The following is a 25814-nucleotide window of genomic DNA, read 5'->3' as shown; positions in this document are numbered from 1 at the left end:
CAGCCCCCCTCCCCTGCCAGCCAGGGTTAAAATCGAGTTAGAACTTTAATGTAACGATTACAGAGGCTTGCGAGGCGTCCCCATGGGGACGCCCTGAATCACCCGTCATAATGCCCGTTCTGATGCCACCGCCAGGCATCCGTGATCATCGATTCCAGCGTCGATCTCTCCGGCTTCCAGCCCAGCTCCTGCCCGGCCCGGACCGAGCCCGACACCAGCTTCACGCAGTCCCCGGGCCGCCGCGCGCCCACCTCGTAGGGCACCTCGCGATTGGTCACCGCCCGGCTGTGCTCGATCACCTCCAGCACCGAGAATCCCGTCCCGGTCCCCAGGTTGAACACCCGGCTGCCCTTCCCGGCGGCCAGCCACTCGACCCCCGCCACATGGGCATCAACCAGATCCATCACGTGGACATAATCCCGGATGCAGGTCCCGTCCGGTGTATCGTAATCGGTCCCGAAAACGGTCAGCCCCGCCCGCTTCCCGTCGATCGCATCCAGCATCAGCGGGATCAGGTGCGTCTCGGGCTGGTGGAACTCGCCCACCTCGCCGTCCGGATCCGCCCCCGCCACGTTGAAATACCGGAAGATCACCGAGCGCAGCCCGTGGCTCTCCCCGAAATTCGACAGGATCTCCTCCACCGCCTTCTTCGACGCCCCGTAGGCGTTGATCGGCACCTGCGGCGTGTCCTCGTCCAGAACCACCCCGTCCTGATCGCCATAGGTCGCGCAGGTCGAGCTGAACACGAAATCCAGGCACCCTGCCGCCACCGCCGCCTCGACCAGCGTCAGCGAGCCGACCACGTTGTTGCGCCAGTACATACCAGGATCGCGCATGCTCTCGCCGACCTGGCTGAAGGCCGCGAAATGCATCACCGCGACCGGCTGGTGTTTCGCGAAGACTTCATCCAGCCGCGCCCGGTCCGACAGGTCGCCCTGCTCGAACGGCCCGAACTTCACGGCATCGGACCAGCCGGTGGACAGGTTGTCATAGGTGACGGGCATATAGCCCGCCGCCTTCAGCACCTTGCACGCGTGCGAGCCGATATAGCCGGCGCCGCCCGTGACCAGAACGTTCTTCATCGGGCGGCGGCCTTCTTTCCGTTTATTGTGCGGCTCGCTGGACCGAGATCAGCTCGTTCAGGTACTCGCTGAATTCTTCCTGAAGCTCCGGGCGCGACAGACCAAAGGCCACGGTCGCCTGCAGGAAGCCCGCCTTGGAACCACAGTCGAACCGCTGCCCGCGGAAGCGGTAGCCCCAGACATCGCGGCCCTGTTCGATTTCCTGCGCAATCGCGTCGGTCAGCTGGATCTCGCCGCCGGCGCCGCCCTTCATCTTGTTCAGGTTCTGCAGCACCTTGTTGTTCAGGATGTAGCGCCCGATCACCGCCAGATTCGACGGGGCATCTTCCGGCTTCGGCTTTTCGACCATGCCGGCAACCTTCACCTTCTGGCCGATATCCTGCGACACCTTCAGCAGACCGTAGGCAGAGGCCTTTTCGGGCGGAACTTCCATTGCGGCGACCATGCAGCCGCCGGTCTCCTCGTAGGCTTCGGTCATCTGCTGCAGACAGGGCGTTTCCGCCGCGATCACGTCATCCGGTAGCAGAACCGCGAAGGGCTCGTTCGGAGATATCAGACGGCGTGCGCACCAGACCGCGTGGCCCAGACCCAGCGCCTTGTGCTGGCGGATATAGGCGATCGCGCCCGAATCCATATTCGTATCCTTGAGCACCTCAAGCAGGTCGTCCTTGCCCTTCTTGCGCAGCGACGTCTCAAGCTCGGGAGCGTGGTCGAAGTAGTCCTCCAGCGCGCTCTTGCCGCGGGAGGTGACGAAGATGAATTCCTTGATCCCAGCCGCGCGGGCTTCGTCGATCGCGTATTGGATCAGCGGCCGGTCGACCAGCGTCATGATCTCTTTCGGAATCGATTTCGTCGCGGGAAGAAAGCGCGTTCCCAGGCCTGCGACCGGGAAGACTGCTTTCGTTACCTTACGTGCCATAGCTTCACCTCAGGTTGTTTGCCCGACGCCTATCATGCAGCCGCAGCATTGTCTTCCGGGATGGTACCACACCCTGCGGGTTTTCGCCGACGCCGTTCAAGGATTTTCGCCTCCTGTTCAACATTTATGCGTCTGCGGCATTTTCGCGGACATTTCGAACACGATTCGCCTCAACCGCGACGCGATCTGTTGCTTTGAACCACCGGAAGAGTGGATCGCTGCGGGCCGAGCGGCCGTATATTCCACCCGTTTGAACCCAATATCCCAGCTTTTCGAAATACACCTTATGGTAGAATGATGTTCTGGTTAATTGATAGACTGTAACTCTGTTTCCTGCCGCGACAAGGTTCACTGCCTCCTTTTTCAAACGGCGGCGTCTTTCCGCTTTGCCTGCAAGAACTCGGCTTCCCCGGAATGGTCGGCGCGGTTCGAAGCCGGCAAATCCCTCGGTTGTCACGATTTTTTGCTGCGCCGCAGCAATCTTTCGCTGCCATCCCGCGGCGATCCCCTCTTCGAGGCTTTGCATCAGACGCCCGACATCGCCCGGCACACACAGTCCAGCCACCATGAACCGCAGCAATCGAACGCGCTGTTCCCGGCGCAACGATTCGGTCGCGGCCTCAACTTGCGAGGCAGACGCATGTTTTCGCAGCAGGATCATCTGACTCGCCCCAACATCGTGCAAGGTGCGCGGCATCCGGTTCGCCATTCGCCTTTCCGACGCCGCGAAGCCGTGATGCACCTGAGCCAGTGGAACCACGGCGGTGCGTGCCCCTGAGATGGCGAGACGCAGATTCAGGTCGGCGTCGTCGTGAAAGAAGCGAAAGGCGGGATCGAACCCGCCGACATTGCGCAGCGCATCGGCGCGGAAAGCGCAATTCGTGCCTTCCGTCTTGATCGCCAGCCCAGGCTCTCCCGCAAACACCTGCGGATCGTCGCCGGCAATCGTCAGCGACTGGTGCCGGCCCAGCGCATCGACGCGCCGCCCCTTGTATTGAACACTGATGCCGTTCCGTCCGATCACATAGCCGCCGGCGACCGAAACGGTCTTGTCCGCGAACGGACCCATGAGGTGCCGCAGCCAGGTAGGTTCCGGCACGGCGTCATCGTCGATGAAAGCGATCATCTCGCCGCCGGCGCGGGCGATCCCGAGGTTTCGTGCGACGGATATGTTCGGCTCATCGAATTCCACAGACTTGATCCGCCCGCCGAAGCCGGCGGCGTAAAGGGTTGCCAACCCCTCATCATCGGCCACGACGATGACTTCGTAAGACGGGTAATCAAGTTGCTCGATGCCGGTCAGGCAGCGTAGCAGGAGTTCCGGACGATGGCGGCTGACGACGATGACACTGACTGTCGGTGCCGTCATTCAAGGCCCATCTGGGCCAGCATAGTCTCTATTCTCGGGACGTCGCCGGGGTTGTTGAGTTCCCAGAATTTCTGCCCGCGCGCCTCGACCTCCACGCACAGAACAGGATGCCCGTGCTCGAGAAAGCGCAGCTGCTCCAGCCCCTCCAGGTCCTCCAGCGGGCCCATCGCCAGCCCGGAATACGCGGCGAGCGCCGCGGGACGGTACGCGTAGACACCGACATGGTGGAACACCGGCGTTTCCGCATCATCGGCGTAAGGTTTGGAGGTGTAGGGGATCACCTCCTTCGAAAAGTAGAGCGCATGGCGATCATGGGCGAAGACAGCCGTTGTGCCACCGACCCGCCCCTCGCGCCTGTCGGCCAGAAACTCGTTCAGCGCCTGACCGTCGCAGCGCAGCACCGGCGTCGCGACCTCGGCGGTCGGGTCCGCGGACAGCTGCGCCACAAGTTCCTCGACGAACCATGGCGGTGTCAGCGGCGCGTCGCCCTGCAGGTTGACGATGATATCGTAGCCGCCGCCAAGCATCTCAAGCGCCTCGGAACAGCGCTCCGTTCCGTTGCGCCAATGGCCGGACGTCATGACCACCTCCGCACCGAACGCCTCTGCCGCCTCGCGGATGCGGTCGTCGTCAGTGGCGATGACCACCTTGTCCACGCCCTTCACCGACATCCCGGCGTCCCAGGTGCGCCGGATCAGGCTCTTGCTCTCACCGGTGGCGCCTTTCAGCTCCACCAGCGGCTTTCCCGGATAGCGCGTCGACGGATAGCGTGCGGGGATGACGACAAGCGTGCTCATTCGGCGGGCTTCAGCTCCACGCCGGGCGCATAGGCGATGAAAAACGGGTTCTCGAACCCGGGCTTGCCATAGGTAAAGTCTCTGTGGTCGTCGAACCGCACGACCTTGCCGCCAGCACCGCGCAACACGGCATCGCCAGCGGCCGTGTCCCATTCCATGGTGCGGCCCAGGCGCGGATACAGATCCGCCTCCCCCGTCGCGACAAGGCAGAACTTCAGCGACGACCCGGCAGAGGTCATGTCCTTCACTCCGTACTTGCCGATGTAGTCGTCTGTCGCCTGATCGCGGTGGGACTTCGACGCAACGACCATCAGGGCCGAATTGTCCGGATCAGAGACTGACATGGCCGTCACCGGCCCTGCCGCGTCCTTGGCGAAGTCTCCGCTTTCCTCAACCGACGCACCGTCGGCACCGGTATAGAACAGCCGCTCCTTCGCCGGCGCATAGACCACGCCACGCACCGGCACCCCGTCGACCACATAGGCGATGTTCACGGTGAAATCGCCGCGGCGCTGAACGAATTCCTTGGTGCCGTCCAGCGGGTCCACGATCAGGAAAGTCGACACCTCTTGCCCGTGCGACGCGGCCTGTTCCTCGGTTACCAGCGGTACATCGGGAAACGCCGCGCGCAGCCCGGCAGAAATCAGAGCGTCGGCTTTTTCGTCCGCCTCGGTCACCGGGCTGGCGTCGGATTTCGATTTCACTTCGAAATCGTCGGAATTGTAGACTTCGAGAATTGCATCGCCGGCTTCCAGCGCCAGGCGCCGCATCACCGCCACAAGTGTATCGTAATCCAAAGAATGCTCCTTCTCTGCCTCTGGCACACAGCGCGAGATTGAATGTTGTTTCGGCCCCTCTTATGCTTTCCCGATAAGGGAACGGCAACATATCCCCGCGAAAAATGACGGGGACCGATCCGCGGGCAGACAGTCGAAAGGCCGGAATGTTTCAGCCGCCATCGAATCGGTCGATGCTTCACTCGGCTTTCAGCACGGTCGAGCTGATCTTTTTTGCTACCGTCCGCAATGTGCGCAAGACCCACGGCAACGCGCTGATGGGTCTTTTGCTCAGCATTTTCCAGACGGTCATCCTAGTCGCGGTCTTCTACGTCATGTTCGCCGTTCTCGGCCTGCGTGGCAGCGCGCTTAGGGGTGATTTCCTGCTCTACATCATGTCAGGGATCTTCCTGTTCCTGACCCACAACAAGGCCGTCACCGCGATCCTCAGTTCCGAGGGACCGGCTTCGCCGATGATGCATCACGGGCCGATGAACACCCCGATTGTCATCGCCTCGGCGGCACTGGCAACGCTCTATATCCAGACGCTGTCGCTCGTCGTGGTGCTGTTCGTCTACCATGTCGGCTTTCAGCGAATAGAAATCGACAGGCCGGCCGCGGCCTATGGGATGTTCCTGCTGGCCTGGTTCTCCGGCCTGTCGATCGGGCTGGTGCTGCTGGCGATGAAGCCCTGGGCGCCAAATGCGGTGAACATCATCGCGCAGATCTATACCCGCGCCAACATGATCGCGAGCGGCAAGATGTTCGTGGCGAACAATGTGCCAACGGCGATCCTCGCCTTCTTCGACTGGAACCCGCTGTTCCACTGCATCGACCAGGCACGGGGCTTCGTCTTCATCAACTACAACCCGCATTATTCCAGCGTACTGTATCCCGTGATCGTCTCGCTTTCCCTGATCGTGATCGGAATGATGGGCGAATTCTACACCCGCCGCCACGCCTCGATAAGCTGGGGCGCCGGCAAGTAGCGCACGCAAGGTTAACGCCGCCCTAACCGCGCCCGCCTATACCCGGCGCCGAAGCTTCCGCGCGACAAGCGTGTATCGGAATGATCCTGTCCCTCAGACCACCTCTTCATTGGGTGCAGGGACGGCCAAAGACGGAACGGGTGCGCGCTGGCGCGTGTCCGGGCATCGGGGAATCCCGGGATCTATCCATTGGCGGCGCCGCCGATTCCAACGACAGCCTTTCATAGATGAAAGAACAGGAACAAGGCCGGCAGCCCAAGCTGCGGGCGGTTCCGCTATGCCACGTTGCCCTGTCTTCGCGCCAGCCGTGCGATCAGATCGCTGTGCAATGCCTCGAACCGCTCGGCGCGCTCTGTCGGCGACATACCGGCTGCCAGCATCAGCCGGTTGACGAAGGTCGTGGCGTTGAAACCCGGCTGCGCAAGAAGGTGGCTCTTGCGGTCATGGGTAAGGCAGAAACCATGCTTTACACAGGTATCGAACAGGAACTTGGACAGTACTGTCTCGAGATTAGAGGGTATGGCCATTCTTCAGCCCGTCTTGGCAGTTGCCCAAGCTACGCCCCCAAGACTCGTCTACACCCAATGCGTGTCCGCGGACAAGGGGTTGTGTTGCCTGTGGATTAATCTACCACCCTCAGCGTCAGGTTCAGGCGGCCTTCGCCTTCCAAAAGGGTTGAGGATCCGGGCCGGATCTTGTCCACCCCGTGATAGGTCAGCCGTGCCTCGCCGCCCATGACCACCACGTCGCCGGATGTCAGCCAGACCGACTCCGTCTTCCCGCCGCGCTCCTGACTACCGATCCGGAACAGCCCGTCATCGCCAAGCGATATCGACACTACCGGAAAGCTGAAATCCGCCTCGTCCCGGTCCTGATGAAGACCCATCCGTGCCTTCGGCCCGTAGAAATTGACGAGGCAGCAATCCGGCATTCGCTCCAGCCCCGTCACCGCCCGCCAGACCGACAGCACGCTGTCCGGGATAGGCGGCCATTCCGTGCCCAAGGGATGCTCCGTCACGTAGCGATAGCCGCGCCGGTCCGCGAACCAGCCGTATTTCCCGGCGGATGTCATCCGCACCGACATCGGCTTGCCGTAGGGCGTCATCGGCGAGAACAACGGGGCCGACGCAGCCACAGCGCGGATATCCGCTGCCATCGCAGCCTGTGTGTTTCCGTAGAGGAAACCCTTGTAGATCCGGAATCCCCGCACAGTCAGCGGCGCATCCGTCACATTGTCACGTATCTGTCAGAAAGCGTCATTTTTCAAAGCCAGACTCGCTTGCAGCCCAATTTGCCCCTCCCTATATAGCCCGTGAAGCCGCGAAGGGCATTTCCCCTTCGCTCATCCATGGGATAGGGGCCAGGCGCCTCATAGGGCCGAGCCCCGCCAGATCGCCAAAGAGAGGATATAGAGCATGGCTAAAGTCATCGGTATCGACCTCGGAACCACCAACAGCTGCGTCGCCATCATGGACGGCTCGCAGCCCCGCGTGATTGAAAACTCCGAGGGCGCACGGACCACGCCGTCCATCGTCGGTTTTACCGACGACGAGCGTCTTGTCGGCCAGCCCGCCAAACGGCAGGCCGTCACCAACCCGTCCAACACCGTATTCGCCGTCAAACGGCTGATCGGCCGTCGCCTGGGTGACGCCGAGGTGGAAAAGGACAAGAAACTCGTTCCCTACAACATCGTCGACGGCGGCAATGGTGACGCCTGGGTCGAAGTGAAGGGCGAGAAATATTCGCCGTCGCAGATTTCTGCGTTCATCCTGGGCAAGATGAAGGAAACCGCCGAGAGCTATCTTGGCGAAGACGTGACGCAAGCCGTCATCACCGTCCCCGCCTATTTCAACGACGCCCAGCGTCAGGCCACGAAGGACGCCGGCAAGATCGCCGGTCTCGAGGTGCTTCGGATCATCAACGAACCGACCGCGGCCGCCTTGGCCTATGGCCTCGACAAGAAGGAATCCAAGACCATCGCGGTCTATGACCTTGGCGGTGGTACGTTCGACATCACCATCCTGGAAATCGACGACGGCCTGTTCGAGGTCAAATCCACCAACGGCGACACGTTCCTTGGCGGTGAAGACTTCGACATGCGGATCGTCAACTACCTCGCCGAAGAGTTCAAGAAAGAGCACGGCGTCGACTTGACCAAGGACAAGATGGCGCTGCAGCGTCTGAAGGAAGCGGCCGAGAAAGCGAAAATCGAGCTTTCCTCCTCTTCGCAGACCGAGATCAACCAGCCCTTCATCTCGATGGGTTCGGACGGCACGCCGCTGCACATGGTCATGAAGCTGACCCGTGCCAAGCTGGAGAGCCTCGTCAACGACCTGATCAAGAAGTCGATCAAGCCCTGTAAGGACGCGCTGAAAGACGCTGGCCTGTCGACCTCTGATATCGACGAGGTGGTACTGGTCGGCGGCATGACGCGGATGCCGAAAGTCATCCAGGAAGTCACCAGCTTCTTCGGTAAGGAACCGCACAAGGGCGTCAACCCGGACGAAGTGGTCGCCATGGGCGCCGCCATCCAGGCCGGCGTGCTGCAGGGCGACGTGAAGGACGTGGTCCTTCTCGACGTGACCCCGCTGTCGCTGGGCATCGAGACGCTGGGCGGCGTGTTCACCCGCCTGATCGACCGCAACACGACGATCCCGACCAAGAAGTCGCAGATCTTCTCGACCGCCGAGGACAACCAGAACGCGGTGACGATCCGCGTGTTCCAGGGCGAACGGGAAATGGCCGCGGACAACAAGCTTCTGGGTCAGTTCAACCTCGAAGACATCCCGCCTGCACCGCGCGGTATGCCGCAGATCGAGGTGACCTTCGACATCGACGCAAACGGCATCGTCCATGTTGCTGCCAAGGACAAGGGCACCAACAAGGAGCAGAAGATCACCATCCAGGCCTCCGGCGGTCTGTCGGACGACGAGATCGAAGCGATGGTCAAGGACGCCGAGGCGAATGCCGAGGCCGACAAGGAGCGCAAGGAGCTGGTCGAGGCCAAGAACCAGGCCGAATCGCTCATCCACTCGACCGAGAAGTCGATGGAAGAGCATGGCGACAAGGTCGACCCGACCACGATCGAGGCGATCGAGCTTGCCATCGCGAACCTGAAGGAACAGCTCGAGACCGAGGATGCCGGCAAGATCAAGGGCGGCATCCAGAACGTCACCGAAGCCGCGATGAAGCTGGGCGAGGCCATTTACAAGGCCGAGCAAGCCAAGGCCGAAGGTGGCGACGACAGTTCGGATGACGATGACGAGCCTCGCAGTGTCGATGACGACATCGTCGACGCCGACTTCGAGGACCTCGACGACAACAAGCGCGCCTCGTAAGCGCCGCCAAGATGCGTTGGGACCGGCCTCGCCACTGTAGGGGCCGGTCCTTGCGTTAGGAGACACTGATCCAATGGCAAAGCGCGACTATTACGAGGTTCTGGGGGTCCAGAAGGGCGCGACCGCGGAAGAACTCAAGAAAGCCTATCGCAAGAAGGCCAAGGAACTGCACCCCGACCGGAACTCGGACAACCCGGATGCCGAATCGCAGTTCAAGGAAGTCAACGAAGCATACGATGCACTGAAGGATCCGCAGAAGAAGGCGGCCTATGACCGTTTCGGCCATGCAGCCTTCGATGGCGGAATGGGTGGCGGTCCGCGCCCCGGGCAAGGCCAGGGGGATTTCGCCAGCGCCTTTTCCGATGTGTTCGACGACCTGTTCGGCGACTTCATGGGTGGCCGTGGCGGTGGCGGGCGGCAGCGCGCCACGCGCGGCTCCGACCTGCGCTACAATCTGCGCGTCACGCTCGAGGATGCCTACAGGGGCCTGCAGAAGACGATCAAGGTGCCGACCTCGGTTGCCTGCACCACCTGTAACGGCACCGGGGCGGAGGGCGGTGCGGAACCCACCGTGTGCCCGACCTGTTCCGGCATGGGCAAGGTCCGCGCGCAGCAGGGATTCTTCACGGTCGAACGCACTTGTCCGACCTGTAACGGCATCGGCCAGATCATCAAGAACCCCTGCCACGTCTGCCACGGTTCGGGCCGGGTCGAAAAAGACCGCTCTCTGTCGGTGAACATTCCGGCCGGGGTCGAAACCGGTACCCGTATCCGGCTGGCCGGAGAAGGCGAAGCCGGGCTGCGCGGCGGACCGACGGGCGATCTCTACATCTTCATCGATGTCGAAGAACACCCGTTGTTCCAGCGTGACGGCTCCAACCTGTTCTGCCTTGTCCCCGTCTCGATGACCGCGGCAGCACTCGGCGGCGATATCGAGGTTCCGACCATCGACGGTGGCCGCAGCCGGGTGAAGATCCCGGCAGGAAGCCAGTCCGGCCGCCAGATGCGCCTGCGCTCCAAGGGCATGCCGGCCCTGCGCGGCGGCGCTCACGGCGACATGTTCATCGAGCTGGCGGTGGAAACGCCAGTCAACCTGACTGCGCGCCAGAAAGAGCTTCTGAAAGAGTTCGAGAAGCTGGGCGAGGACAACAACCCCGAGTCCTCCACCTTCTTTTCGAAGGTGAAGAGCTTTTGGGACGGGATGAAGGGCTAGGCCCTTTTCATAGACTGATATGGCCCCGCCACGCATCCGCACGGCGGGGTTTTTCATGTCTTGCAGATCGAGTTTCCGCCATCGGCATAAAGCGCCGATCCGGTGACGAAGCTTGACCGGTCCGACACCAGGAACAGCGCCGCCTCGGCAATCTCTTCCGGCTCCGCCATCCGTTTCAGCGCATGCAGACCCCGGACGAATTCGTGGAACGCCGGATCGTCGCCGGCCATCTCCGTCATCGTCCCGCCGGGCATCAGCGTATTGGCCCGGACGCCCTGCGCCCCGTGCTCCGCCGCCAGGACCTGAGCCAACCCGACGAGCCCCGCCTTCGACGCCGCATAAGCGCCCATGCCCGGCAGCCCCACCGTCTGACCGACGAAAGAAGAGGTGAACACGATCGACCCACCGCCCCGTTCGATCAGCGCCGGAACCTGGTATTTTGCCCCATAATAGGCACTGGTCAGGTTGGTTTCGAAGACAGCGTTCCAGTCTTCTGTCGCCATCTCGGGCACCGGTCCGGCCGGCCCCGTCATCCCGGCATTGTTGAACGCCGCGTCCAGCCCGCCGAACTGTGCGCGCGCCAATTCCACCAACGCCTTGGCGAATTTTTCGTCGCGCACATCGCCCGCCAGATACTCGGCGCGGCCGCCGCTGCTCGAAAGTTCCGCCACCAGCACTTCCAGCCGTTCCGCCCGCCGGGCGCCGAGTACCAGATTGGCCCCTTCGCGCGCAAACAGGCGGGCAGCGGCGGCACCGATGCCGGAACTGGCGCCGGTGATGATGACCGTTTTGTTTTCCAAGATCATGTCGAACTCCGTTTCGCGTGTTTCACGCGCGGACCATGGCGGCGGTGCGGCGACCTCTCGACCCGTTTCCTGCGCCTTGATCGGCCATCCCGGGCCAATGCGCAGGAAACGGAATGTCCCCCTCGATTCACGGCCTGTTAACCTAAGTGACCCTAACCTTTCCCAATGGTACGCGAGCTGTCCGAAGCGTCTTTGCCCCTCTTCCCCCTCGATCCGGATGAGGGGCATACTGACGCCCTCGCCAAAGGCGCGCGCCTGCCCTCCTATATCCGGGATCACCGCAAACGCCTGCGCGACCGCTTCATGCAGGGCGGGGCCAACGCGCTACCGGATTACGAATTGCTGGAACTGATCCTGTTCCGCGCCATTCCGCGGCAGGACGTGAAGCCGCTGGCCCGCCGCCTGCTGGAAAACTTCGGCGACTTCAACCGCGTACTCTCTGCCCCAGCCACCCGTCTGGCGACGGTGCAGGGCGTGGGCGACGCGGTGGTGCAGGAACTGAAGATCGTCGAAGCGGCCGCGCACCGCCTCGCCCGGTCAAAGATCCTCCAAAGGCCCGTGGTCTCAAGCTGGAACGCGCTGATCGAATATTGCCATACCGCTATGGCCCATCGCGAGATCGAGCAGTTCCGCATCCTGTTTCTCGACCGGAAGAATGTGCTGATCGCAGACGAGGAACTGGCGAAGGGCACTGTCAGCCACGTTCCCGTCTACCCGCGCGAGGTGGCGAAACGCGCGCTGGAACTCAATGCCTCGGCTCTGATCCTGGTGCACAACCACCCGTCCGGCGATCCGACGCCGTCCGACGCTGATATTGCGATGACCCAGAAAATCGAAGACGCCCTTCGCGCGGTCGACGTTACGCTGCACGACCACCTGATCATCGGCAAATCCACGGAACTCAGCTTTCGCGCCCAAGGCTATCTCTGAGCGGCCCAGACCTCGACGCGCCGGTTGATCTCTCGGCCCCAGGCATCCTCGTCGCAGGCCATCGGCATCGCCTCGCCGAACGCTTCGACAGACACGTTCAGCCGGCTTCGATCCGCCGTTGGCGCCGCCTTCAGAACCGCGTCACGTACTGCGACCGCGCGGCGGCGGGCAAGCCGGGCATTCGCCTCTGCCGCGCCGACCCCGTCGGAAAACCCGACGAAAACCAATGGCCGGTCGTCGAACGCCCCGGCCTCGATCTGCTCTGCCAGGATCTCCACGTTCGAGCGTGACGGCGCGTCCAGCCGCGTGCCGCCCGGTTCAAAGCGGAACGACAGGGTCAGACGCTCCGTCCCGTCCATCGCCGTCACCATGCGCTGCAGTTCATCAAGCGTCACCTCGCCGCCCGCTTCGGCAATGGCACCGGCAAGGCGCAACCCCTGCTCCGCCACCGGAACCTTCAGCAGCCGCAAGTCCACGAACCCGGCCCGTGCCACAACGGACTGCGCGGCGGGCGAACGGGCGAATTTGAGGAATTCCCGCGCCAGCAGCGGAAGACGCCGCGCCGGGGTGTAGACGAAAAGCGGCAGCGGCAGCGGGTAATCTTCTGTCTTCAGCGTCAGATCGTCGAGCTCCGAGACCATTCCGCAGGAACCTTCAACTGCCAGCACCCGCGCATTTCCAGTCTCTGAATAAGGCGAAATGCCGATCGCAAGCGGGTCCGACGCAACCGCGTCGGCCAGCCCTCCGTTGCTGTCGTGGCGGATCACGCTGTCGGCGGGTGCAAGTCCCGCCATATCTTGCAGCGCAGAGGCAAAAGCCTGGGCGATCCCCGATTGCCTGGAGCGCAGATGCAGCGCAATCGGCGCATCCGGCCCGCCCAGTTCCGACCAGTTTCCGATTTCGCCCGCGAAGATCCGCGCGATCTGGTCCAGCGTCAGCCCGGTCAACTGCGACTCCGGCGACACGATCACCGCCATCGCGTCCAGCGCCAGGATCAGGCTTCTGCGCGGATCGGTCAGGTCTCCGATCCCGGCGTCATGCGCGCGCTCTGCCTCCTGCGGCAGGACTGGCCGCGTCGACAGCACAAGGTCAGCCTCGTTGGCCAAGAGGTCGGCGAAACCTTCGGCGGTCGAGGTTACCCGGAACCCGATCTCCGCCGCCTTCGCGCCGGTGGCTTCGTCGGTGAGGATGTAGGTGAAGTGTGTATCGTCGATCAGCCGCCGTTCCACGGCATAGCCCGACCGTGCGGCGAAGCTTTCCACCAGCAGCGGCAACAGTACCTCGCCCATGGTCCGCGCCCCGGAAAAGGTGAACTGCGCCACGAAGGCCGTCAGGTCGGGGCAGCCGGGTCCGTCACAGATCACCCCGGACCCGTCCACCGTCAGCACGCCATAGACGGTGTCCACACGGTAGAATTCGCCGTCATATCCCAGAAGGTTCCCGGTGATCTCCACAGAACCATCCCGCGAGGTCAGCGTCACGTCCTCGGCGCGGGCAACTGTGCAGACCGCCAACAAGAAAAGTGCGGCGAGGACCGCCGCACGGGAATGGAACATGTCGGGCTACCGCGATGGCCTCATTTAGAGGCGATCTTCAGGTCTCGCAGCAGGTTTTTCAACACCAGAAACTCGCCCACGGCCCCGCAGTCGGGCATGGATAGCGTCAGGGACACAGGACGCATCTCGCCATCGGCCTGCCGCTGGATCGTCTGGCCAGAGACTTCATGCCCGCAGTTCGCCTGTGTCACCCGCGCCTCGACAGTCAGGCGCACGACGCCGTCGCGGCCGGATGTGTTGGCGGGCAGCGTGTAGAATTCGGCGACCTGCGCGTCAGGCAAGTCGGTATTGCCCAGCACTGTCAGAAACCCGCCGCCGGACCTGAACGCACCCTCTGCGTCTCCGGGATTGCCGGCCCAGACATGGCCCGCGTCGCCGTAACCCGCGCCAAATTCCAGGGCATGGATCTGCAGACCGGTCTCCCCGGCATATTGCAGCGCCACACGCTCTGCCAGGCGGGCGCCTTCGACATCCAGGGTCATCTCTGCACTCGCGCCGTCGTCGAATTCCACGCGGAAGGTCGCGTCCCGGGTCAGTGCGGGCACGTCGGACTTGTAGCGGCCAAACCGGTCGGTCTGGTCAGAGAACCGCAGCCCAGAATGGCTGACGGTGAACGTCTTGCCGCTCCGGCAAGGTGCGGTAACGGTCAGTTCCACCATCCCGGCGGATTTCTCGGCGGTGGCCAGCTCCACACCGCAGGTCAGGCCGAAAGCATTATGCGGCGGCTGAGGGGTAATCGCTTCGCTTCCGTCGTTCATTGTCAGCCGCATGCGCGGCGCCGGGTCCGGGATCGACAACGGCTCGGGCGAGGCAGTATCCGCGGGCAGGGCCGGGCCGCTGACGTCGAGCGCTACCGGATTGTCGGTCCTTGCGGGATCGGCCGGTCCGGCCATTACCGTGGCTGCATCAGGGGCCGAAGGCGCCGGCTGCTCTACCGCCACGCCCGGACTGGCGGGCGGCAACCCTTCTGCCGGGATCGGGCTCACGGCCGCAACGGCCGCTTCAGGGACAGTTTTCTCCTGTGCGTCCCCGGACCGCTGCATCACGTGCGCGGTAACCAGGATCGCCGAGACCGAGATGATTGCTGTTGCAATTTTCTTTCGGGATTTCATCGCCCAAGCCCTCAATCCACACAGCATAGCAGGTGGCGGTCAATTGCGGTGACACTGTGGCCTAGCCTAGGAAACTTGTTGCATATGTGAAACAGTCGGCGGCGAAACGCTGGGTTTCGTCGCTCAATCTGTCAATACGGGAAACAATGACCGGTCAGACCAGCCGCCCGTGGCAGTGCTTGAATTTCTTGCCCGATCCGCAGGGGCACGGCTCGTTCCGCCCGGGATTGCCCCAGGTGGTCGGGTCGCTTTCTACAAAGCCGGGGGCGGCCTGCACCTCTGCCTGCGGCTCCGCGGCCCCTGCCCCTGCATCGGCGCCCACCGGCTCGGGCTGCCGCTGAGGCTGCGCCGCCTTCTGCATCGCCTGCTGCTGCGCCATCAGTTGCTTCATCATTTCCTCCCGCTCCTCTTCGGAAAGCGGGCGAACCTGTGACAGCTTCTGCGAGACCTCGGCACGCAGGGAATCCAGCATGCTTTCGAACAGTTGGAAGGCTTCTGTCTTGTATTCGTTCAGCGGGTCTCGCTGAGCATATCCGCGGAAACCGACGACGGACCGAAGGTGCTCCAGGGTCAGCAGGTGCTCGCGCCATTTGCCGTCGATCGACTGCAGCAGGATCTGCTTCTCGATGGAGCGCATATTTTCGGGGCCGAACTGCACCGCCTTCTGAGCCATCATCTCGTCGGAAGCCTTGTAGAGACGCTCCTTGAACACCTCGGCATCGACACCTTCTTCTTCGCCCCAGGCAATGATCTTTTCGTCGACACCCAGCTTCTCCAGAGCGGCGGCATACAGTCCCTCCGTATCCCACTGGTCCGCGTAGGCACGCGGCGGTATGTGGAAATCGACCAGATCGTCGACCACCTGATGGCGCATGTCCTGCACGATCTCGGACAGGTCCGAGGTTTCCATGATTTCGCGCCGCTGGCTGAAGATCGCCTTCCGCTGGTCGTTCATCACATCGTCGAACTTCAGCAACTGCTTACGGATGTCGAAGTTGCGGCCTTCGACCTTCGCCTGTGCCCGTTCCAGAGACTTGTTGACCCATGGATGAACGATGGCCTCGCCTTCCTTCATGCCAAGCTTGCCCAACATGTTGTCCAGCCGCTCCGAGCCGAAGATGCGCATCAGGTCGTCTTCCAGGCTCAGGAAGAAGGCCGACCGCCCCGGGTCGCCCTGACGGCCAGACCGGCCGCGCAACTGATTGTCGATACGGCGGCTTTCGTGGCGCTCGGTGGCCAGTACGAAAAGCCCGCCCGCATCCTTCACCGCCTGCTCGTCGGACTGGTGCTGTTGTTCGATCCCGGCACGGATTTCCTCTGGGTCCTTCTCCGGTTCGGCAGCGATGGCTTCCATGATCTTGAATTCGACATTGCCGCCCAGTTTGATGTCGGTCCCGCGGCCGGCCATGTTCGTCGCGATGGTCACCGCGCCCAGCTTACCGGCATCGGCAACAATCTGCGCCTCCTGCTCGTGCTGGCGCGCATTCAGGACGTTGTGTTTGATCTTCGCCTGCTCAAGCAGCTGCGACAGGACCTCCGACTTCTCGATCGAGGTCGTGCCCACCAGCACCGGCTGGCCCTTTTCATGCGATTTCTTGATCTCTTCAATGATCGCGTCGTATTTTTCCTTGCCGGTCCGGTACACCGCGTCATGTTCGTCGACGCGGGCGATGGGCAGGTTCGTCGGAACCTCGACGACGCCCAGCTTGTAGATCTCCATGAATTCTTCCGCCTCGGTCGACGCGGTGCCCGTCATGCCGGAAAGCTTGTCATAGAGACGAAAGTAGTTCTGGAACGTTACGCTCGCCAATGTTACGTTCTCGGGCTGGATCTTGCAGCCTTCCTTGGCCTCGATTGCCTGGTGCAGACCATCCGAAAGCCGCCGGCCGGGCATCATTCGGCCGGTAAACTCGTCGATCAGGATTACCTCGCCATCACGGACGATATAGTCCTTGTCCTTGGTGAACAGCTTGTGCGCGCGCAGGCCCTGGTTCACGTGGTGAACGATGGTCGTGGATTCCGGATCGTAGAGCGTGTGCTCCTCCGGGAGGATACCCGCTGCATGCAGGCGGTTCTCCAGGAACTCGTTGCCTTCCTCGGTATAGGTCACGTTCCGCGACTTTTCGTCGAGGGTGTAGTGCTCGTCCGTCAGCTCGGGGATAACCTTGTCAATGGTCATGTAAAGTTCCGAGCGGTCCTGAGACGGCCCCGAGATGATCAGCGGCGTCCGCGCCTCGTCGATCAGGATCGAGTCGACCTCGTCCACAATCGCGAAGTAGTGATCGCGCTGGTAGATCTCGCTCAGCTCCGACTTCATGTTGTCGCGCAGATAGTCAAAGCCCAGCTCGTTGTTGGTGGCATAGGTGATGTCGCAGGCATACGCCGCCTTCTTCTCGGCATCCGGCTGCTGCGGATAGACGACGCCGGTCGTCATGCCCAGCGCGCCATAGACCTTGCCCATCCATTCGGCATCGCGCTTGGCCAGGTAGTCGTTGACGGTAACGACATGCACGCCGCGCTTGGTCAGCGCGTTCAGGTATGCGGGGAAGGTGGCGACCAGCGTCTTGCCCTCGCCCGTCTTCATCTCGGCAATATTGCCCTGGTGCAGGAAAATGCCGCCCATCAGCTGCACGTCAAAGGCGCGCAGGCCCAGCGCACGCTTGGCCGCCTCTCGGCAGTTTGCGAAGGCCTCCGGCAGGAGCGCGTCCAGCTTCTCGCCGTTCGCGACACGCTCAACCAGCTCGGTGGTCTTCGCTTTGAGGCCCTCGTCGTCGAGCGCCTCGAATTCCGGTTCCAGGGCGTTGATCTTCTCGACGATCGGTCGGGTCGCCTTCACTTTGCGGTCGTTGGGCGTCCCAAAGACCTTTTTGGCGATAGTTCCGATACCCAGCATGTCTTCTCCGCCTGGATGTTTTTTGATCTCTTCGTGTGTGTGGAGTGCTTGCCCGCCCTCGCCCAAGCCCGTAGGGAATGCCGGGAGGAAGCGGTCGCGCGCCACAAGGCGATGTAAGGGGCCGCTAGTATGGTGTCAACGTCGCGGGATACCGCGGCCAAGCTCAAAGGATCCGTTATGGCCTGTAAAAACACCCTCTTTGGTGCCGCCGCGCTGTGTCTCTCGCTGTCCCTGCCCGCCCTGGCGCAGGATACGACCGAGGCACCGGCCGATGTCACCCGAGACACCGTCGTCGCGACGGTGAACGGGTTTGATATCACGGTCGGCCACATGATCGCGATGCGCCTGAGCCTGTCGGAACAGAACCAGCAACTTCCTGATGACGTGATCTTCGAGGGTCTGCTGGAACGTCTGATCCAGCAACGCGCCGTGTCGGCCTCGGTCGACGAGGTTGACGAGGGCACGAAGCTGGCCATCGAAAACGAGGAAAGCGCGCTGATCGCCAGCAAAAAGGTTACCGACCTGGCCGAAGCGATCGTGGTGTCGGAGGACGAACTGCAGGCGGCCTATGACGCCGAATATGCCGACTACACGCCAATCAAGGAATTCAATGCGTCGCATATCCTTGTTGCGACCGAAGAAGAGGCGCAGGCACTTGCCGAGGAGCTTGAGGGCGGCGCCGATTTCGCGGAGCTGGCCAAGGAGAAGTCCACCGGCCCCTCCGGCCCGAACGGCGGCGAGCTCGGCTGGTTCAGCCCCGGTATGATGGTAAAGCCGTTCGAGGACGCCGTGATGGCCATGGAAACCGGTGCGATTTCCGAGCCGGTTCAGACCCAATTCGGTTGGCACGTCATCAAACTGAACGAGACCCGCCTGCCAGAGGCGCCCGCGCTCGAAGAAGTGAAAGACGAGCTGGAAGCCAAGCTTTGGGACGAAAAGCTGCGCGCCGAAGTGGCCGCGCTGGTCGATGGCGCCGAGATCGAACGCCCGGATGTGTCCGGTATCGACCCGGCGATCCTGAAAGACACGTCTCTGATCGGCTACTGACAGGACACGGGAGGGGCGATGGCCGGCAAGAAGAAGATAAAGCACCTGAAGCAGAAGGTAAAAGAGCTTCAGGCGCTGCTCCACGCATCCGATACGGCACTGGCCGCGACGATGCGCAAGAAGACCCCCTCGGTCTCTCCCCTCGCACCCGCCGGCGGGTTCCCGGACCTGCCGGTAATCGGCGGCGTAAAGTTCGCCGTCGTATCCGCAGGTGTCCGCTATTCCGGCCGCACAGACGTGATGCTGGCCGAGCTGGCGCCGGGCTCCGAAATCGCGGGCGTGTTCACGAAATCCGCCACACGCTCCGCCCCGGTGCTGGACGGGCAGGCCAAGATCGGCGGCAGTTCCGACAAGGGTGCCGCGATCCTTGTGAATTCCGGCAATGCCAACGCCTTTACCGGCACGCACGGAATGAGCGCGGTTTCGTCTCTGACAAAGGAGATATCGGCGATTCTTGACGTGCCGGGGTCGCGCATATTTACCTCGTCCACAGGAGTCATCGGCGAACCGCTGCCGCATGAGCGTATCACGGCAAAGCTGGGCGAGCTGAAAGCTGCCCTTGCCGAGGACGGCATCGCCAACGCCGCTCGGGCGATCATGACGACAGACACCTACCCCAAAGGCGCCACCGCGACGGTCAAGATCGGCGGCAAGCCTGTGAAGATCGCCGGTATCGCCAAGGGGTCGGGCATGATCGCCCCCGACATGGCGACGATGCTGGTCTACATCTTCACCGATGCGAAGATTGCGCGCGCTGACCTCCAGGGGATGCTGTCGAAGCTGACCGATACCAGCTTCAACTGCATCACCGTCGACAGCGACACCTCCACCTCCGACACTTTGCTGCTTGTCGCCACCGGCGCGTCGGAAGCCGAGGTCGGCGGCCCTGGCACCGCCTCCGGTGATGCGTTCGAGTCGGCCCTGAACACTGTCATGCTCGATCTCGCACATCAGGTGGTCCGTGACGGCGAGGGAGCCACGAAGTTCGTGGAAATCACCGTGACCGGCGCCGAAAACGACGGCGATGCGAAGAAGGCCGCGCTGGCCGTCGCCAACTCGCCGCTGGTTAAGACCGCCATCGCTGGCGAGGATCCGAACTGGGGCCGCATTGTCATGGCGATCGGCAAATCGGGCGCAGCAGCGGACCGCGACAAGCTGGCCATCACCTTCGGCGACATCCAGGTCGCACAGGATGGCTGGGTGTCCCCCGATTACCGGGAAGAGGATGGCGCTGCCTACATGAAACGGCAGGATCTGGTGATCGGCGTCGACATGGGGCTTGGCGATGGCCGCGCCACCGTATGGACCTGCGATCTGACCCACGCCTACATCCAGATCAACGCTGACTACCGGTCGTGAAGGTTGTCCTTGTTTCCGCCGTTGCGCTGATCGACACCGACGGCCGGGTCCTGCTGGCCCAGCGTCCGGAAGGCAAGTCGATGGCCGGGCTGTGGGAGTTTCCGGGCGGCAAGGTCGAACCGGGCGAAACGCCGGAGCATGCGCTGATCCGCGAGCTGCAGGAAGAACTGGGCATCGATACGTGGGAAAGCTGCCTGGCTCCGCTGACCTTTGCCAGCCATAGCTACGAAGATTTCCACCTGCTCATGCCGCTCTACGCCTGCCGGAAATGGGAGGGTATCGCCCATTCCAGGGAAGGCCAGGCACTTAAGTGGGTCACCGCAAACAACCTTCGCGACTATCCGATGCCGGCCGCTGATATCCCGCTGATTCCCCTGCTGCGCGACTGGCTGTGACGCTTTGATTTCCGTCCCCAGATTTATCCACCATTTCACTCAGCGAAATTTCGCGATTCGCGCATCGTTTAATCAGTAGTTATAATTTTCTGCACAGATTCTTGGTGATTTTGTAACTCCATTATTGTATCGCAGAGAGATACAAAGAAGGGGGACTGTAGGATGCTAAGGACGATCGTTATCGGTAGTTGCGTTTCGGTGCAGGGCCTGTTCGTGCGGGACCTGCCGAACGGGTACATCGCGGTTCGCGTCGGCGATAAGATTTTTTCGGGCGTTCCGGTGAACGCGCTGGCCGCCTAAGGCGAACACCACTCATGACACGGACAGGGGGAGGACAGCGGTCTTCCTCTTTTTCATCTGAGCAACGAAAAATGGCGGCCCAAGTGGCCGCCCTTTTTCATTCCGGTCGGTCGCGGATCAGGCGAGCGTCCGCTCGACCTCTTCGCGCTCGAAGATCTCGATCACGTCACCCGGGCGGATGTCGTCGTAGTTCTCGAACGCCATCCCGCATTCCTGGCCCGACTGCACCTCGCTCACTTCATCCTTGAAGCGTTTCAACGTCTTGAGCGTGCCTTCGTGGATCACGACGTTGTCGCGCAGCAGGCGCACGCCGGCGGACCGCCGCGCCACGCCCTCGGTGACCAGACAACCAGCCACGTTGCCGACCTTGGAGACCTTAAAGACCTCCTTGATCTCGGCATAGCCGATGAAGTTTTCGCGGATCTCGGCGCCCAGCAGGCCGCTGGCCGCTTTCTTCACGTCGTCCACGAGGTCGTAGATCACGCTGTAATAGCGGATCTCGACGCCTTTCTGGTTCGCGGCGTTCCGTGCCGGCGCATTGGCCCGCACGTTAAATCCGATCACCGGCGCATTCGACGCCTCGGCCAGGCCGACATCTGTTTCCGTGATCGCGCCCACACCGTAATGCAGCACCCGTACGCGGACTTCGTCGTTGCCGATTTTTTCCATTGCCTGAACAATAGCCTCGGCAGAGCCCTGAACGTCCGCTTTTACGAGAATCGGCAGCTCGGCGACATTCTGGTCTTCCTTGGCCTTGGCCAGCAGCTGATCCAGCGTTGTCGCGGCACCAGCGGCGGCGCGTTTCTCTTTCGCGGCATCCTCGCGGTACTCGGCGATTTCGCGCGCCTGCGCCTCGGTCTCGACGACGTTCAGGACGTCACCCGCCTCGGGCGTGCCGTTCAGACCCAGCACCTCGACCGGCACCGACGGACCGGCTTCCTGCACGCGGTCGCCCTTGTCGTTGACCAGCGCACGAACCTTGCCCCACTGCTCACCGACGACAAAGATATCGCCCTGACGCAGGGTGCCGTTCTGCACCAAAACGGTGGCGACGGGGCCACGGCCCACGTCCAGCTGTGCCTCGATCACGGCGCCCATGGCGGCGCGGTCGGGGTTTGCTTTCAGTTCCAGGATCTCCGCCTGCAGCGCGATGGCTTCGAGCAGCTCATCGAGCCCCTGGCCGGTTTGCGCCGAAACCTCGACATCCTGCACGTCGCCCGAGAGTTTCTCGACGATCACCTCGTGCTGCAGCAGGTCGGTGCGCACCTTGTCGGGGTTCGCGGCCGGCAGGTCGATCTTGTTGATCGCCACGATCATCGGAACGCCCGCCGCCTTGGCATGGTTGATGGCTTCGATGGTCTGCGGCATCACCGCGTCATCGGCGGCCACCACCAGCACGACGATATCCGTCACCTGCGCGCCGCGTGCCCGCATGGAAGTAAAGGCCGCGTGGCCCGGTGTGTCGAGGAAGGACAGCACCGCGCCGCTGTCGGTCGTCACCTGATAGGCGCCGATATGCTGGGTGATCCCGCCAGCTTCGCCAGAGGTCACGTTGGCGTTCCGGATCGCATCCAGCAGCGAGGTCTTGCCGTGGTCGACATGGCCCATGATCGTGATGACCGGCGGGCGCGACTTCAGGTCTTCGGACTTGTCCTCGACCGTATCGATCACGTCTTCGACGTCGGCATCCGAAACCCGGACGACCTTGTGGCCAAATTCCTCGACGATCAGTTCCGCTGTATCGGCGTCGATGGACTGGTTCTGCGTGACCATCATTCCGTTTTGCATCAACGCCTTGACGACATCCGCCACGCGTTCCGCCATACGGTTGGCCAGCTCGGACACGACGATGGTCTCGGGGACCTGCACGTCGCGCACAACCTTTTCGCGCTGCTCGGCGCCGCCCATGGCTTTCTGCCGGGCGCGTTCCTGCTTGCGCTTCATCGCCGCGAGCGATTTCTGACGCCCGCCTTCGCCGCCCGAAAGCGCCTGGTTCAGCGTCAGCTTGCCGGCCCGGCGGCCACCGTCGTCACGGCCGCGCTTGCCCTGGCGCTCGCGGGTTTCTCCGCGCTCGCGATCGGGCTTGCGGGCTCCCGCAGGACCCTTGGTGCCGCGGGCTTCCTCGGCCTGGGCATCGGCCGGCGACTGCGTCGCCGGTGCCGCTGCGGCCGCAGGTGCGGCCGGGGCTGCCGGCTTGGCTTTTTCTTCGGCTGCTTTGGCCTTGGCTTCCTCGGCCTCGCGCTTGCGGCGCTCGTCCTCTTCGGCCTTGGCCTTTGCCTTTTCCTCGCGCTCGCGCTCTTCGCGTTCCTTGGCTTCCGCCTCGGCACGACGACGTTCGCGTTCCTCGGCGCGCTCCTGTTCCTCGCGCTGCCGGCGCTCTTCCTCTTCAGCCTCGCGCGCCTTCGCGGCGGCAAGCGCCTTCATCCGGCGTTCGAGTTCCGCATCGGAAATCCCGGCTGGCCGTTTGGACGCGTCGCCGCCCGCCGCGCCACCGCCACCCTTGCCGGAGCCACCGGGCTTTGGCACGACAACGCGCTTGCGCTTCGTCTCGACCACGACGTTCTTTGTCCGCCCGTGGGAGAAGCTCTGCTTTACCTGGCCCGATCGGGGGCCGCCACGCAGGCCAAGCGTTTTCTTGCCGTCGGTATCGCTCATCGCGTCTTCAAATCCTTTCCGGAGGTGTCCTCACCCCCGTTCGTCATGCGCAGGCCAGAGAGCCGCGCGGCATCCTCTACTACACGTCTCGTGAGTCCGCCAGCCGCAAGCGCGCCATGTATCACATGTTCACGCCCGAAAGCCAAACCCAATTCCTGAGCCGTCAGAACGCCGATAAACTTGCCATCCGGCGGCGTGTTGAGCTTTGACTTTCCCCGGGCAGACCCGTCCGAGGCCTGGATCAGGACCAGCGCTTCACCGGTCTGGAGCCAGGACTTCACCTTCTCGTAGCCGGCCACCGCATGGCCCGCTTTTCTCGACAACGCAATCTGGTCGACCACCCGCTGCAGCAGCTGGCGTTCGACCTCGTCCGCAAGGTTGTCCGGCACAGAGACGGATTGCTTTGCGGCACGCAAAAACAGCCGCTTCTGAACCGCACGGTCAATGGCCGCACGGTCCGCTGCCACCCAAATACCCCTTCCGGGCAATTTTTCAAGGACGTCAGGGACGATTTGACCGTCTGGACTGGTCACAAACCGGATCAGCCCGGCTTTCGGCTGGACTTCTCCGGTCGCGATACAACGTCGCTCGGGGCCGTCGGCCCTGTCTTTTGGCTGGCCACCCCGAGCCATCCGAAACCACCGGGGCCTGAGATCAGGCCCCGACCTCCTCGGTTTCGCCCTCTTCGCCTTCCTCGACCGATTCCTCGGCCTCGAGTTCGGCAGGATCGACCCAGCCCAGCTGGATCCGCGCGGTCATCACCATGTTCTGCGCCTCTTCAAGCGACACATCGAACTTTTCGAGGATGCCGTCGTCCTTCTTGCGCTCGCCGTTCTCGGTGGTCCAGCCGCCGGCCAGTTCCCAGTCCGCGCAGGTGGCGAAGTCTTCCAGCGTCTTCACATCGTCCAGCGCCAGCGCCTCGATCATCTGCGGCGTCAGCCCTTCGAAATTCACAAGGCTGTCCTCGACGCCAAGTTCGCGCGCATGCTCCAGAGCCTTGCGATTCTGTTCGTCAATGAAGTCGCGGGCACGGGCCTGCAGCTCGGTTGCAGTATCGTCGTCGACACCGTCGATCACGGTCAACTCATCGATCTCGACATAGGCGACTTCTTCCAGATTGGTGAAGCCTTCGGCCACCAGCAGCTGGGCGAAGAACTCGTCGAGGTCCAGCGTATCCATGAACAGCTTCGTCCGTTCCTCGAACTCGGCCTGCCGGCGCTGCGATTCTTCTTCTTCGGTCATGATGTCGATGTCGAGGCCGGTCAGCTGCGACGCCAGGCGCACGTTCTGGCCGCGACGGCCGATGGCCAGCGACAGCTGATCCTCAGGGACCACCACCTCGATCCGCTCGGCTTCCTCGTCCAGAACAACCTTGGACACTTCGGCCGGCTGCAGCGCGTTCACCAGGAAGGTCGGCTGATCCTCGTTCCACGGGATGATGTCGATCTTCTCGCCCTGCAGCTCGTTCACCACAGCCTGCACGCGAGACCCGCGCATACCGACGCAGGCGCCGACCGGGTCGATCGAGTTGTCGTAGGAGATCACCGCGATCTTCGCGCGCGAACCCGGATCGCGGGCCACGGCCTTGATCTCGATGATGCCGTCGTAGATTTCCGGCACTTCCATCTTGAACAGCTCGGCCATGAATTCCGGCGCGGTGCGCGACAGGAAGATCTGCGGCCCGCGCGGTTCGCGGCGCACGTCCTTGATGTAGCAGCGGATACGGTCGTTCGGGCGATAGCTTTCGCGACCGATCTTCTCGTTCCGGCGCAGGATGGCTTCGCCACGGCCCACGTCGACGATGACGTTGCCATATTCCTCGCGCTTGACGATACCGTTGATGATCGTGCCGGCGCGGTCCTTGAATTCTTCGTACTGGCGGTCACGCTCAGCCTCGCGGACCTTCTGCAGGATCACCTGCTTCGCCGACTGCGCGGCGATCCGGCCCATGTCTACGGGAGGAACCTCGTCCACGATGGTGTCGCCCACCTTCGGGTCATCGAGGTACTGTTTTGCCTGCGCGACGGTCAGCTCGGCCTGATAATTCTCCAGCTCTTCATCCTCGACCACGGTGCGGACGCGGGTGAAGGTCGCCTTGCCGGTTTTGCGGTCGATGGACACGCGAATGTCCATTTCGCTGCCGTAGCGGCTCTTCGCGGCACGCGCGAGGCTTTCTTCCATCGCTTCAACGACCAGCCCGGGGTCGATCATCTTTTCCCGCGCGACCGCCTCGGCGGTCTGCAGCAGTTCCAGCTGGTTGGCAGAGGTGATTGCCATG

At 62.7% G+C, this 25814-nt stretch carries 22 protein-coding genes; 8 read left to right on the top strand and 14 right to left on the bottom strand.

Features of this window, described 5'->3' with window-relative positions; genetic code table 11:
* Positions 1 to 98: 98 nt before the first annotated feature.
* The 5 genes from galE to cysQ all read right to left on the bottom strand — a co-directional run bounded on the left by galE (position 99) and on the right by cysQ (position 4964).
* Positions 99 to 1082, bottom strand: a complete 984-nt coding sequence (gene galE, locus HCO70_RS16025) for a UDP-glucose 4-epimerase GalE (protein WP_172297974.1) — start codon at positions 1080 to 1082, stop codon at positions 99 to 101.
* Between the two features lie 22 nt (positions 1083 to 1104).
* A complete protein-coding gene (gene galU / locus HCO70_RS16020) occupies positions 1105 to 2001 on the bottom strand; it encodes a UTP--glucose-1-phosphate uridylyltransferase GalU (RefSeq protein ID WP_172297972.1) in 897 nt (298 codons plus the stop codon).
* A gap of 124 nt (positions 2002 to 2125) precedes the next feature.
* Complete coding sequence (locus tag HCO70_RS16015; protein WP_172297970.1) at positions 2126 to 3370, bottom strand: glycosyltransferase family 2 protein; 1245 nt, start codon at positions 3368 to 3370, stop codon at positions 2126 to 2128.
* Complete coding sequence (locus tag HCO70_RS16010) at positions 3367 to 4167, bottom strand: 3-deoxy-manno-octulosonate cytidylyltransferase (protein ID WP_172297968.1); 801 nt, start codon at positions 4165 to 4167, stop codon at positions 3367 to 3369. The genes HCO70_RS16015 and HCO70_RS16010 overlap by 4 nt, the downstream gene beginning before the upstream one ends.
* A complete protein-coding gene (gene cysQ, locus HCO70_RS16005; protein WP_172297966.1) occupies positions 4164 to 4964 on the bottom strand; it encodes a 3'(2'),5'-bisphosphate nucleotidase CysQ in 801 nt (266 codons plus the stop codon). Before cysQ ends, HCO70_RS16010 begins: the two co-directional genes overlap by 4 nt.
* 146 nt (positions 4965 to 5110) lie before the next feature.
* Between cysQ and HCO70_RS16000 the strand changes: the two genes are divergently transcribed.
* Complete coding sequence (locus HCO70_RS16000) at positions 5111 to 5932, top strand: ABC transporter permease (protein WP_172297964.1); 822 nt, start codon at positions 5111 to 5113, stop codon at positions 5930 to 5932.
* Positions 5933 to 6207: 275 nt separating this feature from the next.
* On the opposite strand, the gene HCO70_RS15995 is transcribed toward HCO70_RS16000, so the two are convergent.
* Both HCO70_RS15995 and HCO70_RS15990 read right to left on the bottom strand, forming a co-directional pair.
* On the bottom strand, positions 6208 to 6459 hold the full coding sequence (locus HCO70_RS15995; protein WP_172297962.1) for a hypothetical protein: 252 nt from the start codon (positions 6457 to 6459) through the stop codon (positions 6208 to 6210).
* Between the two features lie 95 nt (positions 6460 to 6554).
* Positions 6555 to 7163 (bottom strand): alpha-ketoglutarate-dependent dioxygenase AlkB, encoded by a 609-nt coding sequence (locus HCO70_RS15990; protein ID WP_172297960.1) that lies wholly within the window; start codon positions 7161 to 7163, stop codon positions 6555 to 6557.
* A 184-nt stretch (positions 7164 to 7347) separates the two neighbouring features.
* Here HCO70_RS15990 and dnaK point away from each other — a divergent pair, with 184 nt between their 5' ends.
* A complete protein-coding gene (gene dnaK / locus HCO70_RS15985) occupies positions 7348 to 9270 on the top strand; it encodes a molecular chaperone DnaK (RefSeq protein ID WP_172297958.1) in 1923 nt (640 codons plus the stop codon).
* Between the two features lie 73 nt (positions 9271 to 9343).
* Positions 9344 to 10483 carry a molecular chaperone DnaJ gene (gene dnaJ / locus HCO70_RS15980; RefSeq protein WP_172297956.1) on the top strand — a complete coding sequence of 380 codons (1140 nt, stop codon included), beginning with the start codon at positions 9344 to 9346 and terminating at the stop codon, positions 10481 to 10483.
* Positions 10484 to 10536: 53 nt separating this feature from the next.
* On the opposite strand, the gene HCO70_RS15975 is transcribed toward dnaJ, so the two are convergent.
* Positions 10537 to 11289 carry an SDR family oxidoreductase gene (locus HCO70_RS15975; RefSeq protein ID WP_172297954.1) on the bottom strand — a complete coding sequence of 251 codons (753 nt, stop codon included), beginning with the start codon at positions 11287 to 11289 and terminating at the stop codon, positions 10537 to 10539.
* Between the two features lie 165 nt (positions 11290 to 11454).
* Between HCO70_RS15975 and radC the strand changes: the two genes are divergently transcribed.
* Entirely contained in the window at positions 11455 to 12219 is a 765-nt protein-coding gene (gene radC, locus HCO70_RS15970) for a DNA repair protein RadC (RefSeq protein ID WP_172297952.1), read from the top strand.
* Here radC and HCO70_RS15965 read toward each other — a convergent pair.
* The 3 genes from HCO70_RS15965 to secA form a co-directional block, all read right to left on the bottom strand.
* Positions 12210 to 13775, bottom strand: coding sequence for a substrate-binding domain-containing protein (locus HCO70_RS15965; RefSeq protein WP_172297950.1), 1566 nt, complete (start codon positions 13773 to 13775; stop codon positions 12210 to 12212). The genes radC and HCO70_RS15965 overlap by 10 nt on opposite strands.
* 20 nt (positions 13776 to 13795) lie before the next feature.
* The gene (locus HCO70_RS15960) at positions 13796 to 14887 is read right to left on the bottom strand and encodes a hypothetical protein (RefSeq protein ID WP_172297948.1); all 1092 of its coding nucleotides are present in this window, start codon (positions 14885 to 14887) and stop codon (positions 13796 to 13798) included.
* A 154-nt stretch (positions 14888 to 15041) separates the two neighbouring features.
* Complete coding sequence (secA, locus tag HCO70_RS15955; RefSeq protein ID WP_172297946.1) at positions 15042 to 17780, bottom strand: preprotein translocase subunit SecA; 2739 nt, start codon at positions 17778 to 17780, stop codon at positions 15042 to 15044.
* A gap of 177 nt (positions 17781 to 17957) precedes the next feature.
* Here secA and HCO70_RS15950 point away from each other — a divergent pair, with 177 nt between their 5' ends.
* The 4 genes from HCO70_RS15950 to HCO70_RS15935 all read left to right on the top strand — a co-directional run bounded on the left by HCO70_RS15950 (position 17958) and on the right by HCO70_RS15935 (position 20881).
* Positions 17958 to 18827: a peptidylprolyl isomerase gene (locus HCO70_RS15950; RefSeq protein ID WP_172297944.1), complete on the top strand. Its 870-nt coding sequence runs from the start codon at positions 17958 to 17960 to the stop codon at positions 18825 to 18827.
* 18 nt (positions 18828 to 18845) lie between these two features.
* Positions 18846 to 20186, top strand: a complete 1341-nt coding sequence (gene argJ, locus HCO70_RS15945) for a bifunctional glutamate N-acetyltransferase/amino-acid acetyltransferase ArgJ (RefSeq protein ID WP_172297942.1) — start codon at positions 18846 to 18848, stop codon at positions 20184 to 20186.
* The gene (gene mutT, locus HCO70_RS15940; RefSeq protein ID WP_172297940.1) at positions 20183 to 20581 is read left to right on the top strand and encodes an 8-oxo-dGTP diphosphatase MutT; all 399 of its coding nucleotides are present in this window, start codon (positions 20183 to 20185) and stop codon (positions 20579 to 20581) included. Before argJ ends, mutT begins: the two co-directional genes overlap by 4 nt.
* Positions 20582 to 20743: 162 nt before the next feature.
* Positions 20744 to 20881: a hypothetical protein gene (locus HCO70_RS15935; protein ID WP_172297938.1), complete on the top strand. Its 138-nt coding sequence runs from the start codon at positions 20744 to 20746 to the stop codon at positions 20879 to 20881.
* Positions 20882 to 20998: 117 nt separating this feature from the next.
* On the opposite strand, the gene infB is transcribed toward HCO70_RS15935, so the two are convergent.
* Genes infB through nusA form a run of 3 tightly spaced genes read right to left on the bottom strand, consistent with a single transcriptional unit; the run spans position 20999 to position 25813 of the window.
* Entirely contained in the window at positions 20999 to 23536 is a 2538-nt protein-coding gene (infB, locus tag HCO70_RS15930) for a translation initiation factor IF-2 (protein ID WP_172297936.1), read from the bottom strand.
* Entirely contained in the window at positions 23533 to 24168 is a 636-nt protein-coding gene (locus HCO70_RS15925; RefSeq protein ID WP_172297934.1) for an RNA-binding protein, read from the bottom strand. The genes infB and HCO70_RS15925 overlap by 4 nt, the downstream gene beginning before the upstream one ends.
* Before the next feature lie 22 nt (positions 24169 to 24190).
* The gene (gene nusA, locus HCO70_RS15920) at positions 24191 to 25813 is read right to left on the bottom strand and encodes a transcription termination factor NusA (protein ID WP_172297932.1); all 1623 of its coding nucleotides are present in this window, start codon (positions 25811 to 25813) and stop codon (positions 24191 to 24193) included.
* Between the last annotated feature and the right edge of the window lies 1 nt (position 25814).

Source organism: Pseudoruegeria sp. HB172150 (assembly GCF_013184805.1).
In the GTDB taxonomy this organism is placed as follows: domain Bacteria; phylum Pseudomonadota; class Alphaproteobacteria; order Rhodobacterales; family Rhodobacteraceae; genus Psychromarinibacter.
The sequence above is the reverse complement of the archived record's forward strand: the minus strand, read 5'-3'. Positions and strand labels throughout refer to the sequence as shown.

Bases quoted from the DNA above. Each gene is read 5' to 3' on its own strand.
- galE (WP_172297974.1), bottom strand. From the start codon at position 1,082: ATGAAGAACGTTCTGGTCACGGGCGGCGCCGGCTATATCGGCTCGCAC.
- galU (WP_172297972.1), bottom strand. From the start codon at position 2,001: ATGGCACGTAAGGTAACGAAAGCAGTCTTCCCGGTCGCAGGCCTGGGA.
- HCO70_RS16015 (WP_172297970.1), bottom strand. From the start codon at position 3,370: ATGACGGCACCGACAGTCAGTGTCATCGTCGTCAGCCGCCATCGTCCG.
- HCO70_RS16010 (WP_172297968.1), bottom strand. From the start codon at position 4,167: ATGAGCACGCTTGTCGTCATCCCCGCACGCTATCCGTCGACGCGCTAT.
- HCO70_RS16000 (WP_172297964.1), top strand. From the start codon at position 5,111: ATGTTTCAGCCGCCATCGAATCGGTCGATGCTTCACTCGGCTTTCAGC.
- HCO70_RS15995 (WP_172297962.1), bottom strand. From the start codon at position 6,459: ATGGCCATACCCTCTAATCTCGAGACAGTACTGTCCAAGTTCCTGTTC.
- dnaK (WP_172297958.1), top strand. From the start codon at position 7,348: ATGGCTAAAGTCATCGGTATCGACCTCGGAACCACCAACAGCTGCGTC.
- dnaJ (WP_172297956.1), top strand. From the start codon at position 9,344: ATGGCAAAGCGCGACTATTACGAGGTTCTGGGGGTCCAGAAGGGCGCG.
- HCO70_RS15975 (WP_172297954.1), bottom strand. From the start codon at position 11,289: ATGATCTTGGAAAACAAAACGGTCATCATCACCGGCGCCAGTTCCGGC.
- radC (WP_172297952.1), top strand. From the start codon at position 11,455: ATGGTACGCGAGCTGTCCGAAGCGTCTTTGCCCCTCTTCCCCCTCGAT.
- HCO70_RS15965 (WP_172297950.1), bottom strand. From the start codon at position 13,775: ATGTTCCATTCCCGTGCGGCGGTCCTCGCCGCACTTTTCTTGTTGGCG.
- HCO70_RS15960 (WP_172297948.1), bottom strand. From the start codon at position 14,887: ATGAAATCCCGAAAGAAAATTGCAACAGCAATCATCTCGGTCTCGGCG.
- secA (WP_172297946.1), bottom strand. From the start codon at position 17,780: ATGCTGGGTATCGGAACTATCGCCAAAAAGGTCTTTGGGACGCCCAAC.
- HCO70_RS15950 (WP_172297944.1), top strand. From the start codon at position 17,958: ATGGCCTGTAAAAACACCCTCTTTGGTGCCGCCGCGCTGTGTCTCTCG.
- argJ (WP_172297942.1), top strand. From the start codon at position 18,846: ATGGCCGGCAAGAAGAAGATAAAGCACCTGAAGCAGAAGGTAAAAGAG.
- HCO70_RS15935 (WP_172297938.1), top strand. From the start codon at position 20,744: ATGCTAAGGACGATCGTTATCGGTAGTTGCGTTTCGGTGCAGGGCCTG.
- infB (WP_172297936.1), bottom strand. From the start codon at position 23,536: ATGAGCGATACCGACGGCAAGAAAACGCTTGGCCTGCGTGGCGGCCCC.
- HCO70_RS15925 (WP_172297934.1), bottom strand. From the start codon at position 24,168: ATGGCTCGGGGTGGCCAGCCAAAAGACAGGGCCGACGGCCCCGAGCGA.
- nusA (WP_172297932.1), bottom strand. From the start codon at position 25,813: ATGGCAATCACCTCTGCCAACCAGCTGGAACTGCTGCAGACCGCCGAG.